Here is a 16,235-nt window from a genome sequence, read left to right as displayed (position 1 = left end):
GCGGTCGCGGTGCGGACCCTGCCGCGTCAGGAGGGGAGCGCCGCGTCGAGGACGCGCCCCTTCAGGTCCTCGTACGCCAGGTCCAGGACGCCGATCGCGACGGCGTCGCCGTACACGGCGGAAGGCAGGATGCGCTCAGCGAGTGCCTCGGCGTGGCGGCGGACGCGGTCGACGAGGGCTTCGCCGCCCGCGCGGGCGATCTCCCCGCCGAGGACCAGGTTCGGCGGGTCGAACAGGCAGGTGAGCAGGTGCAGCGCCCCGGCGACGCGGTCGGCGTAGGCGTCGATGAGCGCGTCGGCGCCGCGCTTGACGGCCTGGGTCATGACGGCGACGGCGTCGGCGCCCTCCACGCCGTGCTCGCGGCCGAGCGCGACGACGGCCGGTGCGCCGATCCAGTCCTGGTAGGTCGGGTCGTCGGGGCCGGTCCGGTCGGGGTACACCGGCACGTACCCGAGCTCGCCGGCGGCGCCGCGGGCGCCGACGACGAGGCCGCTCGCCAGGTCGATGCCGGTGCCGATGCCCTCGCGGCCGAGCCACAGCAGCACGAGCCCGCCGGAGACGGCCGGGTTGCGCCGCTCGGCGACGGTGGCGGCGTTGACGTCGTTGTGGATCGTCACCGGGCAGTCCAGGTACGTCTCGATCGCCTCGCGCATGTGCACCTCGGGGGCGCCGGGGATGTCGGCGTACCCGATGGTGTCGGTCTCGGCGTCGTACGCGCCGGGCACGGCCAGGTGCACCACGGCGATGCGGTCGCGGTCGATCCCGGCGTCGTTCGCGGTCGCGCTCAGCATGTTCTGCACGGCGCGGTCGACGGGGACGGCGGTGAAGTCGATGCGGCGCGTGGAGGAGGCGCGCTCGCGGCCCTTGAGGTCGCGGACGGCGACGGTGACGCCGTCGGGCTCGTGGAGGGTCACGGCGGCGGCGAACGCGTGGTCGGCGTTGACGGAGTACACCTCGGCGCGGGGCCCGACCTGCCTGGCGGTGGTGCGCCCGAGCGTGACCGCGAGCCCGGACTCGAACAGCCGCAGCATGACCTGCGAGGCCGTGGGCTTGGCCAGGCCGGTGAGCTTGCGCAGCTCCACGCGGGTGAGCGTGTCGTTCTCCAGCAGGTGGTAGAGCGCGGCGCGCTCGTTGATGGTCCGGAGCAGGTGGGAGGACCCGGAGGGGACCGGCGGGTCCGGCGTGCCGTTGGTGCGCATGGGCGTCCTTCTTCATCTGCCCAGGTGAACGGGCGTGCGGCGATTTTCTTCGCGCCGATGTTGACCCGGGGGCTCGCTGAGTATACTATCGGCGCTTATAAGTTAGTAATCTTATCTAACTATTAACGCTCCTCGAACGCCAATCCCCACGGCGACCCCTCCGTCGCCCCGAGCAAGGGACTCCACCATGACGCACCGCCCCGGCCGCCCCGAGCCGCCGCTTCCTCCTCCAGGCGTCCGCCGCCGTCGGCGCCGGCGGCCTCCTGGCCGCCTGCACCGGGACCGGCGGCGCCGACGGCACCGCCACGGTCCTCTACACCGCCGGCCTCCAGGACGGCGAGCCCGCCAACTTCAACCCCCTGGGCTGGACCGCCTCCTGGCCCGTGGGCAACTACGCCGTCCACGTCTACGAGACCCTGTTCAACTTCAACCTCCTCACCGGCGAGTCCGAGCCGCTCCTCGCCTCCGGGATCGAATGGGCCGACAACGTCGGCACCGTCACCCTCCACGACGGCACCGCCTGGCAGGACGGCACCGCGCTCACCAGCGCCGACGTCGTCTCCACCTTCCGCCTCGGCGACCGCAACGAAGGCATCGCCTACGGCGACGTGTGGACCTACGTCGACGCGATCGAGGCCCCCGACGACCGCACCGTCGTCTTCACCCTCAACGCCGAGCGCCCCCAGCGCCTGCGCCTGATGGACCTGCTCTGCTTCACGTACATCCTCCCCGCGCACGTGTGGGACGGGGTCGCCGACGCCGACCTCACCGAGTTCCCCAACACCGAGCCCGTCGGCTCCGGCCCGTACACCCTCGACTCCTACACCCACCAGGACGTCACCCTCGCGCTCCACCAGGACTACTGGGGCGACGCCGTCCACGGCAAGCCCGTCCCCGAGAAGGTCGTCCACGCCATCTACGAGGGCAACGACGCCGCCAACCTCTCGTTCCAGAACGGCGACATCGACCTCTCCGCGTACTTCCTGCCGCGCGTCAACGAGCTGTGGGAGGACAAGGGCCTGCCCGTCAAGACCTGGGAGCCCGACGCCCCCTACCACCTGCCCGGCTCCATCCCCATGCTCATCATCAACACCGTCACCGGACCCCTCGCCGACGCCCGCGTGCGCCGCGCGCTCGCCCACGCCATCGACTACGCCAAGATCGCCGAGAGCGCCATGGCCGGCATGAGCGACCCCGCCCAGGCCAGCGTCATCCTCCCCGAAGGCGCCGAGAGCGTCCACTTCAACGCCGAGGCCGCGGCCGCCGGCTGGTCCTACGACCCCGCCGAGACCGCCCGCATCCTCGAGACGGAGGTCGGCGCCGCCAAGGGCGAGGACGGGATCTACGTCCTCCCCGACGGCACCCGCCTCGGCCCCTTCAAGGCCGCCACCCCCCAGGGCTGGACCGACTGGAACGCCGCCCTCGACATCGTCGCCACCACCGCCACCGCGGCTGGCATCGACGTCGTCACCGAGTTCAGCGACTTCACCGAGGTCAACGACAACCTCGGCAACGGCGCCTTCGACATGGTCCTGTGGTACGTCTCCGACGTCGCCCCCTCCAGCCCGTGGTCGCGCATCCGCGACCTCATCGACGACCGCGAGGTCCCGCCCGTCGGCGAGATGGCCTTCTGGAACTTCGGCCGCTTCCACCACGACGACGTCCCCGCGCTCCTCGACGAGGCCGCCACCGCTCCCGACGCCGCCGGCGCCACCGCCGCCTACACCGCGCTCGACGACATCATCCGCGCCGAGGCCCCCGCCATCCCGCTCATGTACCGCCCCTTGGAGTTCTACCAGTTCAGCGAGAAGAACTGGACCGGCTTCCCCACCAAGGACGACCCGTACTGCGCCCCCATGCAGGGCATGACCGGCATCCAGATCCTCACCAAGATCACGCCGGTCGAGCAGTAGGACATGACCCTCCTCCGCCACATCCTCTCCAAGCTGGGCTGGTACGCCGCGGCCTTCGCCGCGGCGCTGGCGCTCAACTTCTTCCTGCCGCGCCTGCTCCCGGGCAACCCCGTGGACACCCTCGTCGGGCAGGCGCTCCGCGGGCACGCCTCCTCCGAGACCAAGCAGCGCGTCTACGAGACCTACATCGCCGAGTTCGGGCTCGACCAGCACCTCTGGTCGCAGTTCCTCACCTACATCGGGAAGACCCTGCAAGGGGACTTCGGGACCTCGTTCAGCCGCTACCCGGCCGACGTCGCCACCATGATCGGCGACGCCCTGCCCTGGACGATCGCCCTCCAGCTCCCCGCGGTCCTGCTCGGCTGGCTCATCGGCAACCTCGTCGGCGCCATAGCGGCCTACCGCCGCGGCGGCTTCGACCGGACCGTCTACCTGTCGAGCCTCTTCCTCACCGCCGCGCCCTACTACTGCCTCGCCGTGCTGCTGCTCTACGGCCTCGCCGTCGCGCTCCCGCTGTTCCCGACCGGCGGCGGCTGGTCCTTCGGCAACAGCCCCGAGTGGACCGGGATCTTCGCCGTGGACGCCGTCTCGCACTGGTTCCTGCCGTTCCTGTCCCTCCTGCTGGTCTTCATCGGCGGGCAGGCGATCGGCATGCGCTCCATGGCCGTCTACGAGGTCGACGCCGACTACGTGCGCTTCGCCGAGAGCTTCGGCCTCGCCGACCGCACGATCGTCGGCTACATCTTCCGCAACGGCATGCTCCCGCAGATCACCGGACTCGCGCTCGCCATCGGCACCCTCGTCGGCGGCGCGCTGCTCACCGAGATCGTCTTCTCCTACCCGGGGATCGGGACGCTCCTGTACGACGCGATCCTCAACAAGGACTACCCGGTCATCCAGGCCGTCACCCTGCTCGTCCTCATCGTCGTGCTCGTCGCCAACTTCCTGGTCGACGTCCTCTACGGCCTCATCGACCCGCGCATCCGCGCCGCTGAAAGGGGCGAACGGTGAAGGCGCTCAAGGCACTCCCCGCGCGGTTCCACGCCGCCGCCGCGGTCTTCCTGCTCATCTGCGCGGCCGGCCTCGTCGGGCCGCTCGCCGCGGGCGCCGGCCCCGGCGACCTCCTCGGCGGCCCGTTCCAGCCGCCCGGCGCCGACTTCCTCCTCGGCACCGACCACCTCGGCCGGTCCGTCGGCGTCCAGCTCGTCCACGGCATCCGCACGTCCATCTACATCGGACTCCTCGCGGGGGTCGCCGGCACCGTCCTCGGCGTCCTCATCGGCACCCTCGCCGGCTACCGCGGCGGCCTCCTCGACGAGATCCTCATGGGGCTCACCAACATCATGATCACCGTCCCGGCGATCATCGTGCTCCTGCTGCTCTCCATCAGCCTCGACACCCGCTCGGTCACCGTCATGGGCGTCTGCATCGGCGCGGTCTCCTGGCCCTGGACCGCCCGCGCCGTCCGCTCCCAGATCGCCAGCCTCCGGCAGCGCGAGCACGTCGACATCGCGCGCCTCTCCGGCTCCCGCACCGGCCGCATCATCGCCGTCGAACTCCTGCCGTACATGATGTCCTACATCGTGATGGCCTTCGTCATCCAGCTCTACGGCGCGATCCTCGCCGAAGCGGCCCTGAGCCTCCTCGGCCTCGGCCCCTCCGGCACCGCCTCCCTCGGCGTGATGCTCCACTGGGCCATCGCCTGGGAGTCCATCCGCGGCGGCCAGTGGTGGGTCTTCCTGACCCCCACCGTGTTCATCACCGCGATCACCTTCTCCCTCCTGCTCGTCCAGTCGAGCCTCGACACGGTCTTCAACCCGCGCCTGCGCGACCGAAAGGCGGCCCGATGACCCTCGCGAGCCTCACGTGGCTCTCCGCCCACTACGCCGCCGGAGACCAGCGGTTCCACGCCCTCGACGACGTCGCCCTCGAGATCCGGCCCGGCCAGATCCTCGGCGTCGTCGGCGAATCGGGCTGCGGCAAGTCCACGATGGCCTCCGTCCTCTCCCTCAACCCCGGGCCCTCCCTGCGCGTCACCTCCGGCACCCTCGCCATCGGCGGCCGCGACGTCGACCTCACCGACACCGCCTCCCACCGCGCCCTGCGCGGCGGCACCGTCGCCCTCCTCCCGCAGGGCGCCCTCAACGCGCTCAACCCCACCCGCCGCGTCGGCGCCATGGCCCACGACATCCTCGCCGCCGGCGACCGGCGCATCAAGCGGCCGGAGTCCCTGCGCCGCACCGCCGCCCGCCTCGAAGCGCTCGAACTGCCCCCGCGCGTCCTCCGCGCCTACCCCCACCAGCTCTCCGGCGGGATGCGCCAGCGCGTCGTCACCGCGCTGGCGACCCTGCGCGACCCGCGCCTGCTGGTGGCCGACGAGCCCTCCTCGGCCCTGGACGTGTCCTCGCAGCGGCTCCTGGTGGACCTGCTCCGCCGCCTGGTCGGCGACGGCCTCGTCGAGGGCATCGTGTTCATCACCCACGACGTGGCGCTCCTGTCCGAGCTCGCCGACCGCATCGCCGTCATGTACGCCGGCCGCGTCGTCGAGGAGGCCCCCGCGAAGGACCTCGTCACCGCCCCGCGCCACCCCTACTCCCAGGCCCTCCTCGCCTCGGTCCTGGTGCCCGAACCGGGCGCCCGCGGACGCCGCCTCGCCGGCATCCCCGGCTCGCCCCCCGACCTGCGCGCCCCGATCCCCGGCTGCCCGTTCGCACCCCGCTGCGAGCACGCCGTGGACCGGTGCGCCACCGACCGGCCGCCGCGCCTGGTGATCGGCGAACGCGACGACTCCTGCTGGCGCAGCGTCGAGATCGAGGAGGCGGCCCATGCCGGCTGAGCACGACGGGAACGAACTGCTGCGCACCGAGGGCCTGGCCAAGACCTTCGGCCGCGGCAAGGACGAGGTCCGAGCCGTCGACGGCGTCGACCTGCACCTGCGCCGCGGCGAGGTCACCGCCCTGGTCGGCCAGAGCGGCTCGGGCAAGAGCACCCTCGGGCGCCTCCTGCTGCGCCTGGCGGACCCCACCGCGGGCCGGGTCGTCTTCGGCGGCCGCGACGTCACCGCCGTGCGCGGCGCGGCCCGCCGCGACTACTGGCGCGAGGTCCAGGCGGTCTTCCAGGACCCGTTCGCCGCGTTCCACCAGTACCGGCGCGTGGAGGCGACCCTCGCGACGGCGTTGCAGCTCATGCCCTCCGAGACCCGCGAGAGCGGGCGCGAGGCGATGGCCGCGGCGCTGGCGGCGGTCGGGCTCGACGCGGCCGAGACGCTCGCCAAGCGCCCGCACGAGCTCTCGGGCGGGCAGCGCCAGCGGGTCATGCTCGCGCGGGCGCTCATGCTGCGCCCGCGCCTGCTCATCGCCGACGAGGCGACGTCCCTGCTGGACGCCTCGGTGCGGGTCACGGTCCTCAACCTCCTGGCCGACCTGCGCGACGAGCGGGGGATGACCGTGCTGTTCGTGACCCACGACCTCGGGCAGGCGTACTACCTCGCCGACCGGATCGCGGTCATGCACCGGGGCCGTATCGTGGAGTCCGGCCCCGCCGAGCAGGTGGTCGCCGAGCCCGAGCACCCGTACACGCGCTCGCTCCTGGCCGACGTGCCGAAGCTCCACCGGTCCTCCTGAGCCGCGGGCCGCGAATCCGACAATATTGGCATTAATCAATCTATTGACTCGAATTCGCGGCCCCCGTAAGGTGATCAATAGATAGTAATACTGCCTAACTATTGAGGAGGAGTACATGGCGCTCCCACCCCGCCGCAAGCGGCTCTTCGGCCTGCTCGCGGCCCTCGCCGCCGTCGCGGTCATCACCCCGATCGGCATCGGCGCCGCCTCGGGCGAGCACGCCGACGACCCCGGCACCGTCGCCGAGGCCCTCACCCCGACCGCCGAGCACGGGCGGCTGTCCGTGTGCGGCACCACGCTGTGCGACGAGTCCGGGAACCCGGTCCAGCTGCGCGGCATGAGCACCCACGGCCTCCAGTGGTACTCGCAGTGCGTCAACGACGCCTCGCTCGACGCCCTCGCCTACGACTGGGGCGCCGACATCGTGCGGCTCTCGATGTACATCCAGGAGGACGGCTACGAGACCGACCCCGAGGGTTTCACGCAGCGCATGCACGACCTCATCGACGAGGTCACCGCCCGCGGCCAGTACGTGATCGTCGACTGGCACATGCTCAGCCCCGGCGACCCGCACTACAACCTCGAGCGCGCGAAGACCTTCTTCGCCGAGATCGCCGCCGAGCACGGCGGCCAGGACAACATCTTCTACGAGGTCGCGAACGAGCCCAGCGGCGTCACCTGGGCGCGGATCAAGAGCTACCACGAGCAGATCATCCCGGTGATCCGCCAGTACGACGACGACGCCGTCATCCTCCTCGGCACCCCCGACTGGTCCTCCCTGGGCCTCTCCGGCGGCTCGGACGAGCAGGAGGTCATCGACGACCAGGTGGACGCCGAGAACATCATGTACACCTTCCACTTCTACGCCGCCTCGCACGACGACTGGTACCTCGACGGGCTCTCCCGGGCCGCCGACGAGATCCCGATGTTCGTGACCGAGTTCGGCACCCAGGAGTACACCGGCGACGGACCGAACGACTTCGCCATGGCCCAGCGCTACCTCGACCTCATGGAGGACAAGGGCATCAGCTGGGTCAACTGGAACTACTCCGACGACGCGCGCTCCGGCGCGGCCTTCGAGCCCGGCACCTGCCCCGGCGGCCCCTTCACCGGCGCCGGCGGCAACCTCAAGGAGGCGGGGGAGTGGGTCCGCGACGCGATCCTCGACGGCGGCACCAGCGCCCCGCCCACCGAGGAGCCCACCGAGGAGGAGACCACCCCGGCCTCCTCGGGCACCTGGAAGGCCGGCACCTCGTACGCCGTCGGCGCCACGGTCACCTACGGCGGCGCCTCGTACCGGTGCCTCCAGGCGCACACCTCGCTGACCGGCTGGGAGCCCCCGAACGTCCCCGCGCTGTGGGCGAAGGCCTGACCCGCTGAACCGCGGGGGCGCCGCCCCCGCCGCACACCGCCCGCGATCCGGTGAGGGCCCGGATCGCGGGCGTCTTCCGTGCCCGCGTTCGATAAATATCGATGGTCTTGACTGTGTCGATGTGTTATCGCTATCATCGGCGTGCGATGTGATCGCTAACTCAAGGGTTCGGCGCAGCCCCGGGCGCGGACCCGCACCCCCGTCTCGGAAGGGACCCCGCATGACCGCTCGCCGCACCCTCCTCACCGCCGGGCTCGCCGCCGCCGCGGCCGCCGCGCTCCCCGGCGCGGCCGCGCAGGCCCAGACCTACGGCGCCTACGCGATGGCCTACTTCAAGGAATCCCCGAACCTCACCGACGACAGCTACGCCCTCCACCTCGCCGTCTCCGCCGACGGCCTCGAATGGACGCCGCTCAACCAGAACCAGCCCGTCGCCACCCCCACCGCCGGGATGCAGGGCCTGCGCGACCCCTTCCTCCTGCGCAAGCAGGACGGCACCTTCACCGTGCTCGCCACCGACCTCAAAGGCCGCGTGTTCAACCTGAACAACCAGTACATCCACGTGTGGGACTCCGCGGACCTGCGCACCTTCACCGGCTACCGGCGCGTGCGCCTCCACGCCCTCAACACCCACTCGTGGGCCCCGACCGCGTTCTGGGACCCCGCCCGCGGCCAGTACGGGGTCGTCTACTCCGCCCACAACGGCACCCGCGACGTGTTCATGGTCAACTACACCACCGACTTCGTGAACATGGGCGCCGCGCAGACCTACTTCGACCCCGGCTTCAACGTCCTCGACGGCGACGTCCTGCGCCACGGCGGCGCCTTCTACCTCGCCTACAAGAACCTCGCCAACGGCAACCTCTACGTCGCCCGCTCCACCACCGGCGCCCCGAACTCGTACACGACCCTCACCGGCGGCCTGCGCCAGGGCAGTGCCATCGAGGCCCCGATCCTGGTGGCCGCCAACAGCGGCGGCTCCTTCTGGCTGTGGGGCGACTCCTTCTCGCCCGCCAACGCCGTCTTCTACGCCTGGCAGTCCACCAACATCGCCGGCAACAGCTGGACCGCGCTCAACCAGCGCACCTTCACCGCCCCGATCAGCTCCAAGCACGCAGGCATCGTCCCCATCACCGCCGCCGAGCGCACCGCGCTCCTGACCCGCTGGGGCGCACCGAACTGGAACCGCCTCAAGTCCTACAACTTCCCCGACCGGTACGTGCGCCACGCCTCCAACGTCGGCCGCATCGACCCCTTCCCGATGGAGCCCCCGGCCGACCAGCAGTGGCGACTCGTCCCCGGGCTCGCCGACAGCGCCGGCGTCTCCTTCGAGTCCGTGAACCTCCCCGGCCGCTACCTCCGCCACGTGAACTACGCGATCCAGCTCGCCACCGGCGACGGCACGGCCCAGTTCGCCCAGGACGCCACCTTCCACCGCACCGCCGGCCTCGCCGACGCCTCCTGGGCCTCCTTCCGGTCCCACAACTTCCCCGACCGGTACCTGCGCCACTCCGGGTACGTGCTGCGCATCGACCCGCTCTCCTCGGGCTCCTCGGCCACCGACCGCCAGGACGCCACCTTCCGAGTGACCTATTAGGAGCCGGCCATGTCCCTCACCCGCCGCCGCCTCCCCGGCCTCCTGCTGACCCTGCTCGCCCTCCTCGCGAGCCTGGTCGTCTCGGTCCCGGCCGCACAGGCCCAGACCGCTACGTTCACCAACCCGCTCAACAGCTCCGGCCCGGACCCCTGGATGACCTACCACCAGGGGAACTACTACCTGATGACGACCCCATGGAACGGCCCGATCACCATGCGCCGCGCCGCCACGATCGACGGCCTCAAGCACGCCGCCGCCGTCCCGGTCTACAGCGACTTCCCCGCCGGGCGCGACAAGAACGTCTGGGCCCCCGAGTTCCACTACCTCAACGGCCCCAACGGATGGCGCTGGTACATCTACTACTCCGCCGGCGCCGGCGGCATCGAGGACCAGCGCGTCCACGTCGCCGAGAGCGCCGGCACCGACCCCATGGGCCCCTACACCTACAAGGGCATGATCTTCGGGGCGAGCAATTGGTGGGGGATCGACGGCAGCGTCGTCACCATCGGGACCCAGCGCTACCTCCTGTGGTCGGGCGTCCCCGGCCAGTGGACCGGCGCGGACCCGAGCATCTACATCGCGGCCATGACCAGCCCCTGGACCCTCTCGACGCAGCGGACCGCGATCTCCACCCCGCAGCTGTCCTGGGAGACCCAGGGGACCCCCATGAACGAGGGCCCGGTCGCGCTCCAGCACGGCGGCGACACCTTCGTCGTCTACTCCGCCAGCGCCTGCCAGGGACCGGACTACAAGCTCGGCCTCCTCGAACTCACCGGCGCGAACCCGCTCAGCGCCGCGTCCTGGACCAAGCGGCCGCAACCGGTGTTCCAGCGCAGCGACGCCAACGGCGTCTACGGACCCGGCCACAACGGGTTCTTCACCTCACCGGACGGCACCGAGCACTGGATCGTCTACCACGCCAACACCTCCGCGTCCCAAGGCTGCGGCTCGACCCGCACCACCCGCATCCAGGAGTTCACCTGGAACGCCGACGGCACCCCGAACCTCGGGACCCCCGTCTCGGTGAGCACCGTCCTGCCCGTGCCCTCCGGCGAGACCGTCGGGGCCTACAACCGCCTCCAGTCCTACAACTTCCCGAGCCGGTACGTGCGGCACGCCGACTTCGACGTCCGCATCGACGCGAGCGTCTCCCCGGCCCAGGACGGCTGGTTCCGGCTCCGGACCGGCCTCGCCGGCACCGGGACGGTCTCCTTCGAATCGGTCAACTACCCCGGACACTACCTGCGGCACAGCGGGTTCGACCTCGTCCTGGCCCCGAACGACGGGACCGCCCAGTTCGCCGCCGACGCGACCTTCCGACGCACCGCCGGCCTCGCCGACGCGACCGCCGCCTCGTTCCAGTCCTACAACTACCCCGACCGCTACCTGCGCCACTACGACTACCTGCTGCGGATCGACACGATCACCACCGCGACCGCGCGGGCCGACGCCACGTTCCGGGTCACCTCGTGAGCCGGCGCCCCGGCCGGGAGCGTCCTCGCCCGGCCGGGGCACCACCACACGCCACTGTCCGGCACCGGACGGTGCGGACCAGACCGCTCTCGGATAAATTCGTTGACAGGACCCGACCGCGTTTCCTACCGTGGTCGGGTCCGCTCACGTGCGGGCACCGTCCGGGCTCCGGCCCTAGAAAGCAGTGTCTATGCCCCGCCGTGCGCCGAGCGCGCCTCGCAGCATCGCGTAAGCCTCCGACGATCCCGCCGCACCCGAGGTGCGGCACCGGAGGCGCGCGTCCACCGACCGAGCCGCTCGGCCTGCTCTTGCTGTCATCGCACGACTCTCCAGCAAGGAGCCCCGGGTGTCACACACCAGCAACACGCTCACGATCCACACCTTCACCTGCGCATGGTGCGGCCTGACCGCCACCAAGTCCACCACCGACGGCGCCCTGCGCAACCACTGCCCGTCCTGCCTGCACTCGCGGCACGTCGCCGACCACGTCGACGGCGGCCCCAGCGAGTGCGAGGGCCGCATGAGCCCGATCGCCATCGCGGTCCTGCGGACCGGCGACTGGATGCTCATCCACCGCTGCGTGCGCTGCGACGAGCTCACCTCGAACCCCGTGTGCGGGGACGACAACCAGCTCATCCTCATGCGCATGGCCGTGCGCCCGCTCGCCCAGCCGCCGTTCCCGCTCGAAGCGCTCGGCAGTCTGTAGAGGGGGGGACCGACATGCCACGACGGACCAGGCCCCGCGAGCACGACCACCGCAGGCAGCGGCACAAGGACGTCCTGCACGACCGCGGCGGGCACCGCGCGAACGACTTCCGCTGCGTCGGATGCCGCCTCGACGTGTCCCTGGACGCGCCGGGCACCGCCCACCGCAACCACTGCCCGCAGTGCCTCGCGAGCCTCCACGTCGACCGCCGCATCCCCGGCGACCGCGACGCGGCGTGCCGCGGGCGCATGGAGGCGCTGGCGGTCTTCACCAGGCCCGACGGCGAGTGGATGATCGTCCACCAGTGCCTGTCGTGCGGCGAGCTCAGCTCCAACCGCATCGCGGGCGACGACAACGCGCTCGCCCTGATGCGGCTGGCGCTGCGCCCGCTCCAGGACACGGACCGGGCGAGCCGAACGCTGATCAACCTGTGACCGCGTCCGGGGGCGTCCGCGCCCCCGGACGCGTCTGACCGCTCCCATGTGAGACAGTCATTGATATTTGTCAATCTTCTGGGATGATCGGTGCGTGCGCACCCGGGAGACGCTGATCCAGGCCGCCAAGGCCGCCGTGTTCGCGCTGGTGTGCGCGCCGGTCGCCGCCGGGGCCCACGTCCTCGCGGGCGGCACCGTCTCGACCGGGCCGGTGGTGCTGGCGGCCATGCCGATCGCGGCCACCGCCCACCTGTTCGCGCAGCGCGGCCCCCGCCGGGCCGCCTGGCTCTTCAGCGTCTTCACCGTCGCCCAGGCGCTCCTGCACAGCCTCTTCGCCCAGACCGGCGACCACGCCCTCCACGGCGAACGCGAGACCGCCGCCATGGCGATGCTCCACACCGGCGCCACCACGATCGCCGTCCTCTGGACCACCCGCGTCGAACCGGCCCTCCCGCGCCTGCGCGACCGCGTCGCCGCCGCCCTCACACGCCTCCTCGACCGGCTCCGCCCGCCGGGCCACCCGACTCCAGTACGCACCGCACCCGCTGTGCCGCAGCTGATCACGCCCCCGAGGCGACGACCGGCCACCGGGGCGACGACCGTGCGGGGACCACCGCGGCCCGGCCGCACCCGTCCCCCCGTCGTCCCGCGCGCCGAATCCGGCGCGCACCTCCCCAGAAAGCAGACTTCACCATGCCCCGCAACCGCATCGGCCGCGCCCTCGCGCGCACCGCCGTCGTCGGCGCCGCCGCCACGGCCGCCGTCGCACTGGCCGGACCGGCCTCCGCGCACGTCACGATCTCCACGGCGAACACCGTCGCCGGCACCTACACGCTCCTCACCGTCTCCGTCCCCCACGGCTGCGACGGCGAGCCCACCACCGCGATCGCCGTCCAGATCCCCGAGCCGATCAACGCCGTCACCCCCACCGTCAACCCCGGATGGGAGGTCCAGAAGGTCATGACCGACCTCCCCGCGCCCGTGGTCGACGCCCACGGCAACGAGGTCACCGAACGGGTCGACCAGGTCGTCTACACCGCGAAGACCCCGCTCCCCGACGACCTGCGCGACGCCTTCGAACTCTCCCTGCGCCTGCCCGAGGAGGCCGCCGGGCAGACCCTGCACTTCCCGGTCGTCCAGACCTGCACCACCACCGACCACCCCTGGATCGAGATCGCCGCCGAAGGCCAGAACCCCGACGAGCTCGCCTCGCCCGCACCGTTCATCGAGGTCCTCGCCGCCGCCGACACCGAGGACGCCGAACCCGCCGACCTCGAACCGGCCGCCGCCGAGTCCACCGGCGACACCGGCACCGACCCCGTCACCTACGTGGCGCTCGCCGTCGGCATGATCGGCGCCGGCCTCGGCGCCGCCGGCCTCCTGAGAGGACGACGCGCGGCGTGACCGCGCTCCGCACCCGACCGCCGGGGCGAGCCGCGCTGCTCGCCCTCGCGGTCCTCCTCGCCCTCGCGCCCGCCCGCGCCGCCTCGGCGCACGCCGCGCTCCTGTCGACCGACCCCGCCGACGGCGCCGCCCTCGACGCCGCCCCCGACACGGTCACCCTCGCCTTCAACGAATCCGTGCGGCCCGTCGACGACGCGATGCGCCTCATCGACAGTGCCGGCGGCGACCACGACGTCGACGCCGCGGCCCGCGACCGGGACGTCGTCCTCGACCTGCCCGACGACCTGCCCGACGGCGCCTACCACCTCAACTGGCGCGTCATCTCCGCCGACGACCACCCCATCGCCGGCGTCCTCGCCTTCACCGTCGGCGACGCGCAGCCCGGCACCGCGCCCGCGCCGACCGAGACGCCGGACGAGATCCCGGCCCCGGTCCCCGCGGCCGCCGCCGCGCTCCACTACCTCGGCCTGCTGCTGTTCGCCGGGTACCTGTGCTTCCGCACCGCGATCGCGCGCGGCGCCTGGCCCGCCCGCCCCCGCGGCCGCCTCCTCCGCACCGCCGCGACCGCCGCGATCATCGGCGCCGCCCTCGCGGTTCCTCTGGGCGGCTTGGAGATCGCCGGTCTGCCCCTCAGCGGCCTCGCCGACGTCGGCGCCTGGACCGCGTCGGCCACCACCGCGTCCCTCATCGTCCTCGCCGCCACCGCCATCGGCGTCGGCGGCGCATACGCGATCCGCGAACGGCACCCGCGCGCCGCCCCCGCCCTCGCGGCCGCCACCGTCGCGGCACCGGCCCTCGCCGGCCACTCGCTCAGCTTCGGCGTGCAGTGGATCATGATCGGCGCCGACGCCATCCACCTCGCGACCGGCGCGTTCTGGGCCGGGGGACTGGCGGGCCTACTCGTCATGCTCCGGCACCGCACCGGCGACCCCGCCCGCGCCGCCCTGGTCGTCTCGCGCTTCTCCGCCTGCGCCGCATACAGTGTCGCCCTCCTCGGCACCAGCGGCCTCGTCATGGCCCTGTCGATCCACCGCGACTGGGACGCCTTCGCCGCCTCCGACCACGGCCGCGCCCTGATCGTCAAGCTCTCGCTGGTGGCGCTCGCGCTCGCGCTGGCGGGCTGGAACCGGTTCCGCCTCATCCCGGTCGTCGCCGCGAGCGCGGCGGCGGGCCTCTCGCGCCTGCGCCGCGTCCTGGCCGCCGAGGCCGCCATCGTGGCCGCGGCCGTCGTCCTCACCGGCGTCCTCGTCAACGCGAGCCCCGCGGCCCCCGTGCAGGAACCGGCCCCCGAACCGCTGCCGACCGGCGGCGTGGTCTCCGCGGAGGGCGCGCTCGGCGACGGCGCGTTCGAGGCCCACCTGTCCCCGGGCCTGACGGGGGAGAACATGCTCATGCTCGCACTCACCGACGCGGCCGGGGCGCCGCTCGTCCCGCTCGAACCCCCGGTGGTCACCGCGGTCCTGCCCGCGGAGGACTTCGGCCCCGTCGCCGCCGAGATCCACGAGTTCGCGCCGGGCCAGTACCACTGCGCGATGGACCTGCCCCTCCCCGGCACGTGGGAGGTCACCGTCCAGGCCCGCGCCACCGAGTTCGACGCCGTCACCGCCACGATCACCGTCGACATCGGATCGTCGACTCCCGACTGACCGCGAGCGGGTCCCGAGTACTCCTCGGCCAGTGCGTGACGCGGGCGACATGCGAAGAACGGGCAGGTGAGCGGTGCGGACACTGCGGCTTGTGGACCGCCGGGACCCCGCGGCGGCGCGATTCCGAATACGCTCGGCGTCACGACCCCCGACCGAACAGCGAGTGCGCATGGCCGAACCCCGAGACAGCAGACGCCGCGAGCGGGCGCTCGCCGTGATCCCGCCCGGCATCGTGTTCGCCGCGACCGCGCATCTCCTGTGGACGGCCATGTTCGCTCCGGACGTCCTGCCGGACTGGTGGTTCGCGGCCTCGATCATCCTGGTCGCCGCGGCCTTGGCGGGCTTCTTCGCCTCCTGCTGCATCGGCCGCTTCCGCGGGGACATACGGGGCATGACCGCCGTGCTGGCCTTCATCGCGATCGGAGGCATCATGCTGGCGCCGGTGTTCGAGTCCAGCGTCCTCAACGCGCGCGGAGTGGGCGTGGAGTGCACTGTCGTCTCCAGCAGGCGGAAGGAGCACCGCGGTGACACGCTGATCGAACACACCATGGACTGCCCGGGTCGCACCGGTGTCACCTGGAGCACCGACGAGGACGACCGGTGGATCTCCGGCGACCGCGTCGTCGGCCACTTCGATCCGGAAGACCGCGCGCACTACTCGTTCGGCGACCGCGACTGGTTCGAGACCGTCCTCTGGGGAGTCGGCGCGCTCCTCGCCGTGGTCGTCGCGATCGTGCTGCGGCTGCTCGCCGTCGACGACGCGTTCCGGGCGCGGCTGACGGGTGGGGCGGCCGGAGGCCGGGCCGCGGGTGTCGTGGACTCGAGCGGGCGAGGCGACGGCTGACGCGCCGACCCCATCGGTGAGAAT

The 16,235-nt window shown here is 72.2% G+C and carries 15 protein-coding genes; 13 read left to right on the top strand and 2 right to left on the bottom strand.

Annotated features, from left to right (window positions below):
• Positions 1 to 26: 26 nt before the first annotated feature.
• Positions 27 to 1,199, bottom strand: coding sequence for an ROK family transcriptional regulator (locus ABD419_RS24015; RefSeq protein ID WP_344492363.1), 1,173 nt, complete (start codon positions 1,197 to 1,199; stop codon positions 27 to 29).
• A 383-nt stretch (positions 1,200 to 1,582) separates the two neighbouring features.
• Between ABD419_RS24015 and ABD419_RS24010 the strand changes: the two genes are divergently transcribed.
• The 10 genes from ABD419_RS24010 (at position 1,583) to ABD419_RS23965 (ending at position 12,317) form a co-directional block, all read left to right on the top strand.
• On the top strand, positions 1,583 to 3,112 hold the full coding sequence (locus ABD419_RS24010) for an ABC transporter substrate-binding protein (RefSeq protein WP_344492360.1): 1,530 nt from the start codon (positions 1,583 to 1,585) through the stop codon (positions 3,110 to 3,112).
• Between the two features lie 3 nt (positions 3,113 to 3,115).
• Positions 3,116 to 4,123, top strand: coding sequence for an ABC transporter permease (locus tag ABD419_RS24005; protein WP_344492357.1), 1,008 nt, complete (start codon positions 3,116 to 3,118; stop codon positions 4,121 to 4,123).
• The gene (locus ABD419_RS24000; RefSeq protein ID WP_344492354.1) at positions 4,120 to 4,962 is read left to right on the top strand and encodes an ABC transporter permease; all 843 of its coding nucleotides are present in this window, start codon (positions 4,120 to 4,122) and stop codon (positions 4,960 to 4,962) included. The genes ABD419_RS24005 and ABD419_RS24000 overlap by 4 nt, the downstream gene beginning before the upstream one ends.
• Positions 4,959 to 5,948, top strand: a complete 990-nt coding sequence (locus ABD419_RS23995) for an ABC transporter ATP-binding protein (RefSeq protein ID WP_344492351.1) — start codon at positions 4,959 to 4,961, stop codon at positions 5,946 to 5,948. The genes ABD419_RS24000 and ABD419_RS23995 overlap by 4 nt, the downstream gene beginning before the upstream one ends.
• Positions 5,938 to 6,735: an ABC transporter ATP-binding protein gene (locus tag ABD419_RS23990; RefSeq protein WP_344492349.1), complete on the top strand. Its 798-nt coding sequence runs from the start codon at positions 5,938 to 5,940 to the stop codon at positions 6,733 to 6,735. Before ABD419_RS23995 ends, ABD419_RS23990 begins: the two co-directional genes overlap by 11 nt.
• Positions 6,736 to 6,850: 115 nt before the next feature.
• A complete protein-coding gene (locus tag ABD419_RS23985; protein WP_344492346.1) occupies positions 6,851 to 8,107 on the top strand; it encodes a cellulase family glycosylhydrolase in 1,257 nt (418 codons plus the stop codon).
• 220 nt (positions 8,108 to 8,327) lie between these two features.
• A complete protein-coding gene (locus tag ABD419_RS23980; RefSeq protein ID WP_344492341.1) occupies positions 8,328 to 9,704 on the top strand; it encodes a glycoside hydrolase family 43 protein in 1,377 nt (458 codons plus the stop codon).
• A 9-nt stretch (positions 9,705 to 9,713) separates the two neighbouring features.
• Positions 9,714 to 11,177, top strand: coding sequence for a family 43 glycosylhydrolase (locus tag ABD419_RS23975; RefSeq protein WP_344492338.1), 1,464 nt, complete (start codon positions 9,714 to 9,716; stop codon positions 11,175 to 11,177).
• A gap of 346 nt (positions 11,178 to 11,523) precedes the next feature.
• Positions 11,524 to 11,883, top strand: coding sequence for an RNHCP domain-containing protein (locus ABD419_RS23970; protein ID WP_425556186.1), 360 nt, complete (start codon positions 11,524 to 11,526; stop codon positions 11,881 to 11,883).
• A gap of 14 nt (positions 11,884 to 11,897) precedes the next feature.
• Complete coding sequence (locus ABD419_RS23965; protein ID WP_344492335.1) at positions 11,898 to 12,317, top strand: RNHCP domain-containing protein; 420 nt, start codon at positions 11,898 to 11,900, stop codon at positions 12,315 to 12,317.
• A 70-nt stretch (positions 12,318 to 12,387) separates the two neighbouring features.
• On the opposite strand, the gene ABD419_RS23960 is transcribed toward ABD419_RS23965, so the two are convergent.
• Positions 12,388 to 12,837 carry a hypothetical protein gene (locus tag ABD419_RS23960; protein ID WP_344492332.1) on the bottom strand — a complete coding sequence of 150 codons (450 nt, stop codon included), beginning with the start codon at positions 12,835 to 12,837 and terminating at the stop codon, positions 12,388 to 12,390.
• Between the two features lie 173 nt (positions 12,838 to 13,010).
• Between ABD419_RS23960 and ABD419_RS23955 the strand changes: the two genes are divergently transcribed.
• The 3 genes from ABD419_RS23955 (at position 13,011) to ABD419_RS23945 (ending at position 16,211) form a co-directional block, all read left to right on the top strand.
• Positions 13,011 to 13,721 carry a YcnI family copper-binding membrane protein gene (locus tag ABD419_RS23955; RefSeq protein WP_344492329.1) on the top strand — a complete coding sequence of 237 codons (711 nt, stop codon included), beginning with the start codon at positions 13,011 to 13,013 and terminating at the stop codon, positions 13,719 to 13,721.
• A complete protein-coding gene (locus ABD419_RS23950; protein ID WP_344492327.1) occupies positions 13,718 to 15,367 on the top strand; it encodes a copper resistance CopC/CopD family protein in 1,650 nt (549 codons plus the stop codon). The genes ABD419_RS23955 and ABD419_RS23950 overlap by 4 nt, the downstream gene beginning before the upstream one ends.
• A gap of 169 nt (positions 15,368 to 15,536) precedes the next feature.
• Positions 15,537 to 16,211 carry a hypothetical protein gene (locus tag ABD419_RS23945; RefSeq protein ID WP_344492324.1) on the top strand — a complete coding sequence of 225 codons (675 nt, stop codon included), beginning with the start codon at positions 15,537 to 15,539 and terminating at the stop codon, positions 16,209 to 16,211.
• Positions 16,212 to 16,235 lie beyond the last annotated feature (24 nt).

Source organism: Glycomyces endophyticus, assembly GCF_039531525.1.
Classification (GTDB): domain Bacteria; phylum Actinomycetota; class Actinomycetes; order Mycobacteriales; family Micromonosporaceae; genus Glycomyces; species Glycomyces endophyticus.
Note: the sequence above shows the minus strand (reverse complement) of the source record. Positions and strands in the feature narration are given on the sequence as shown.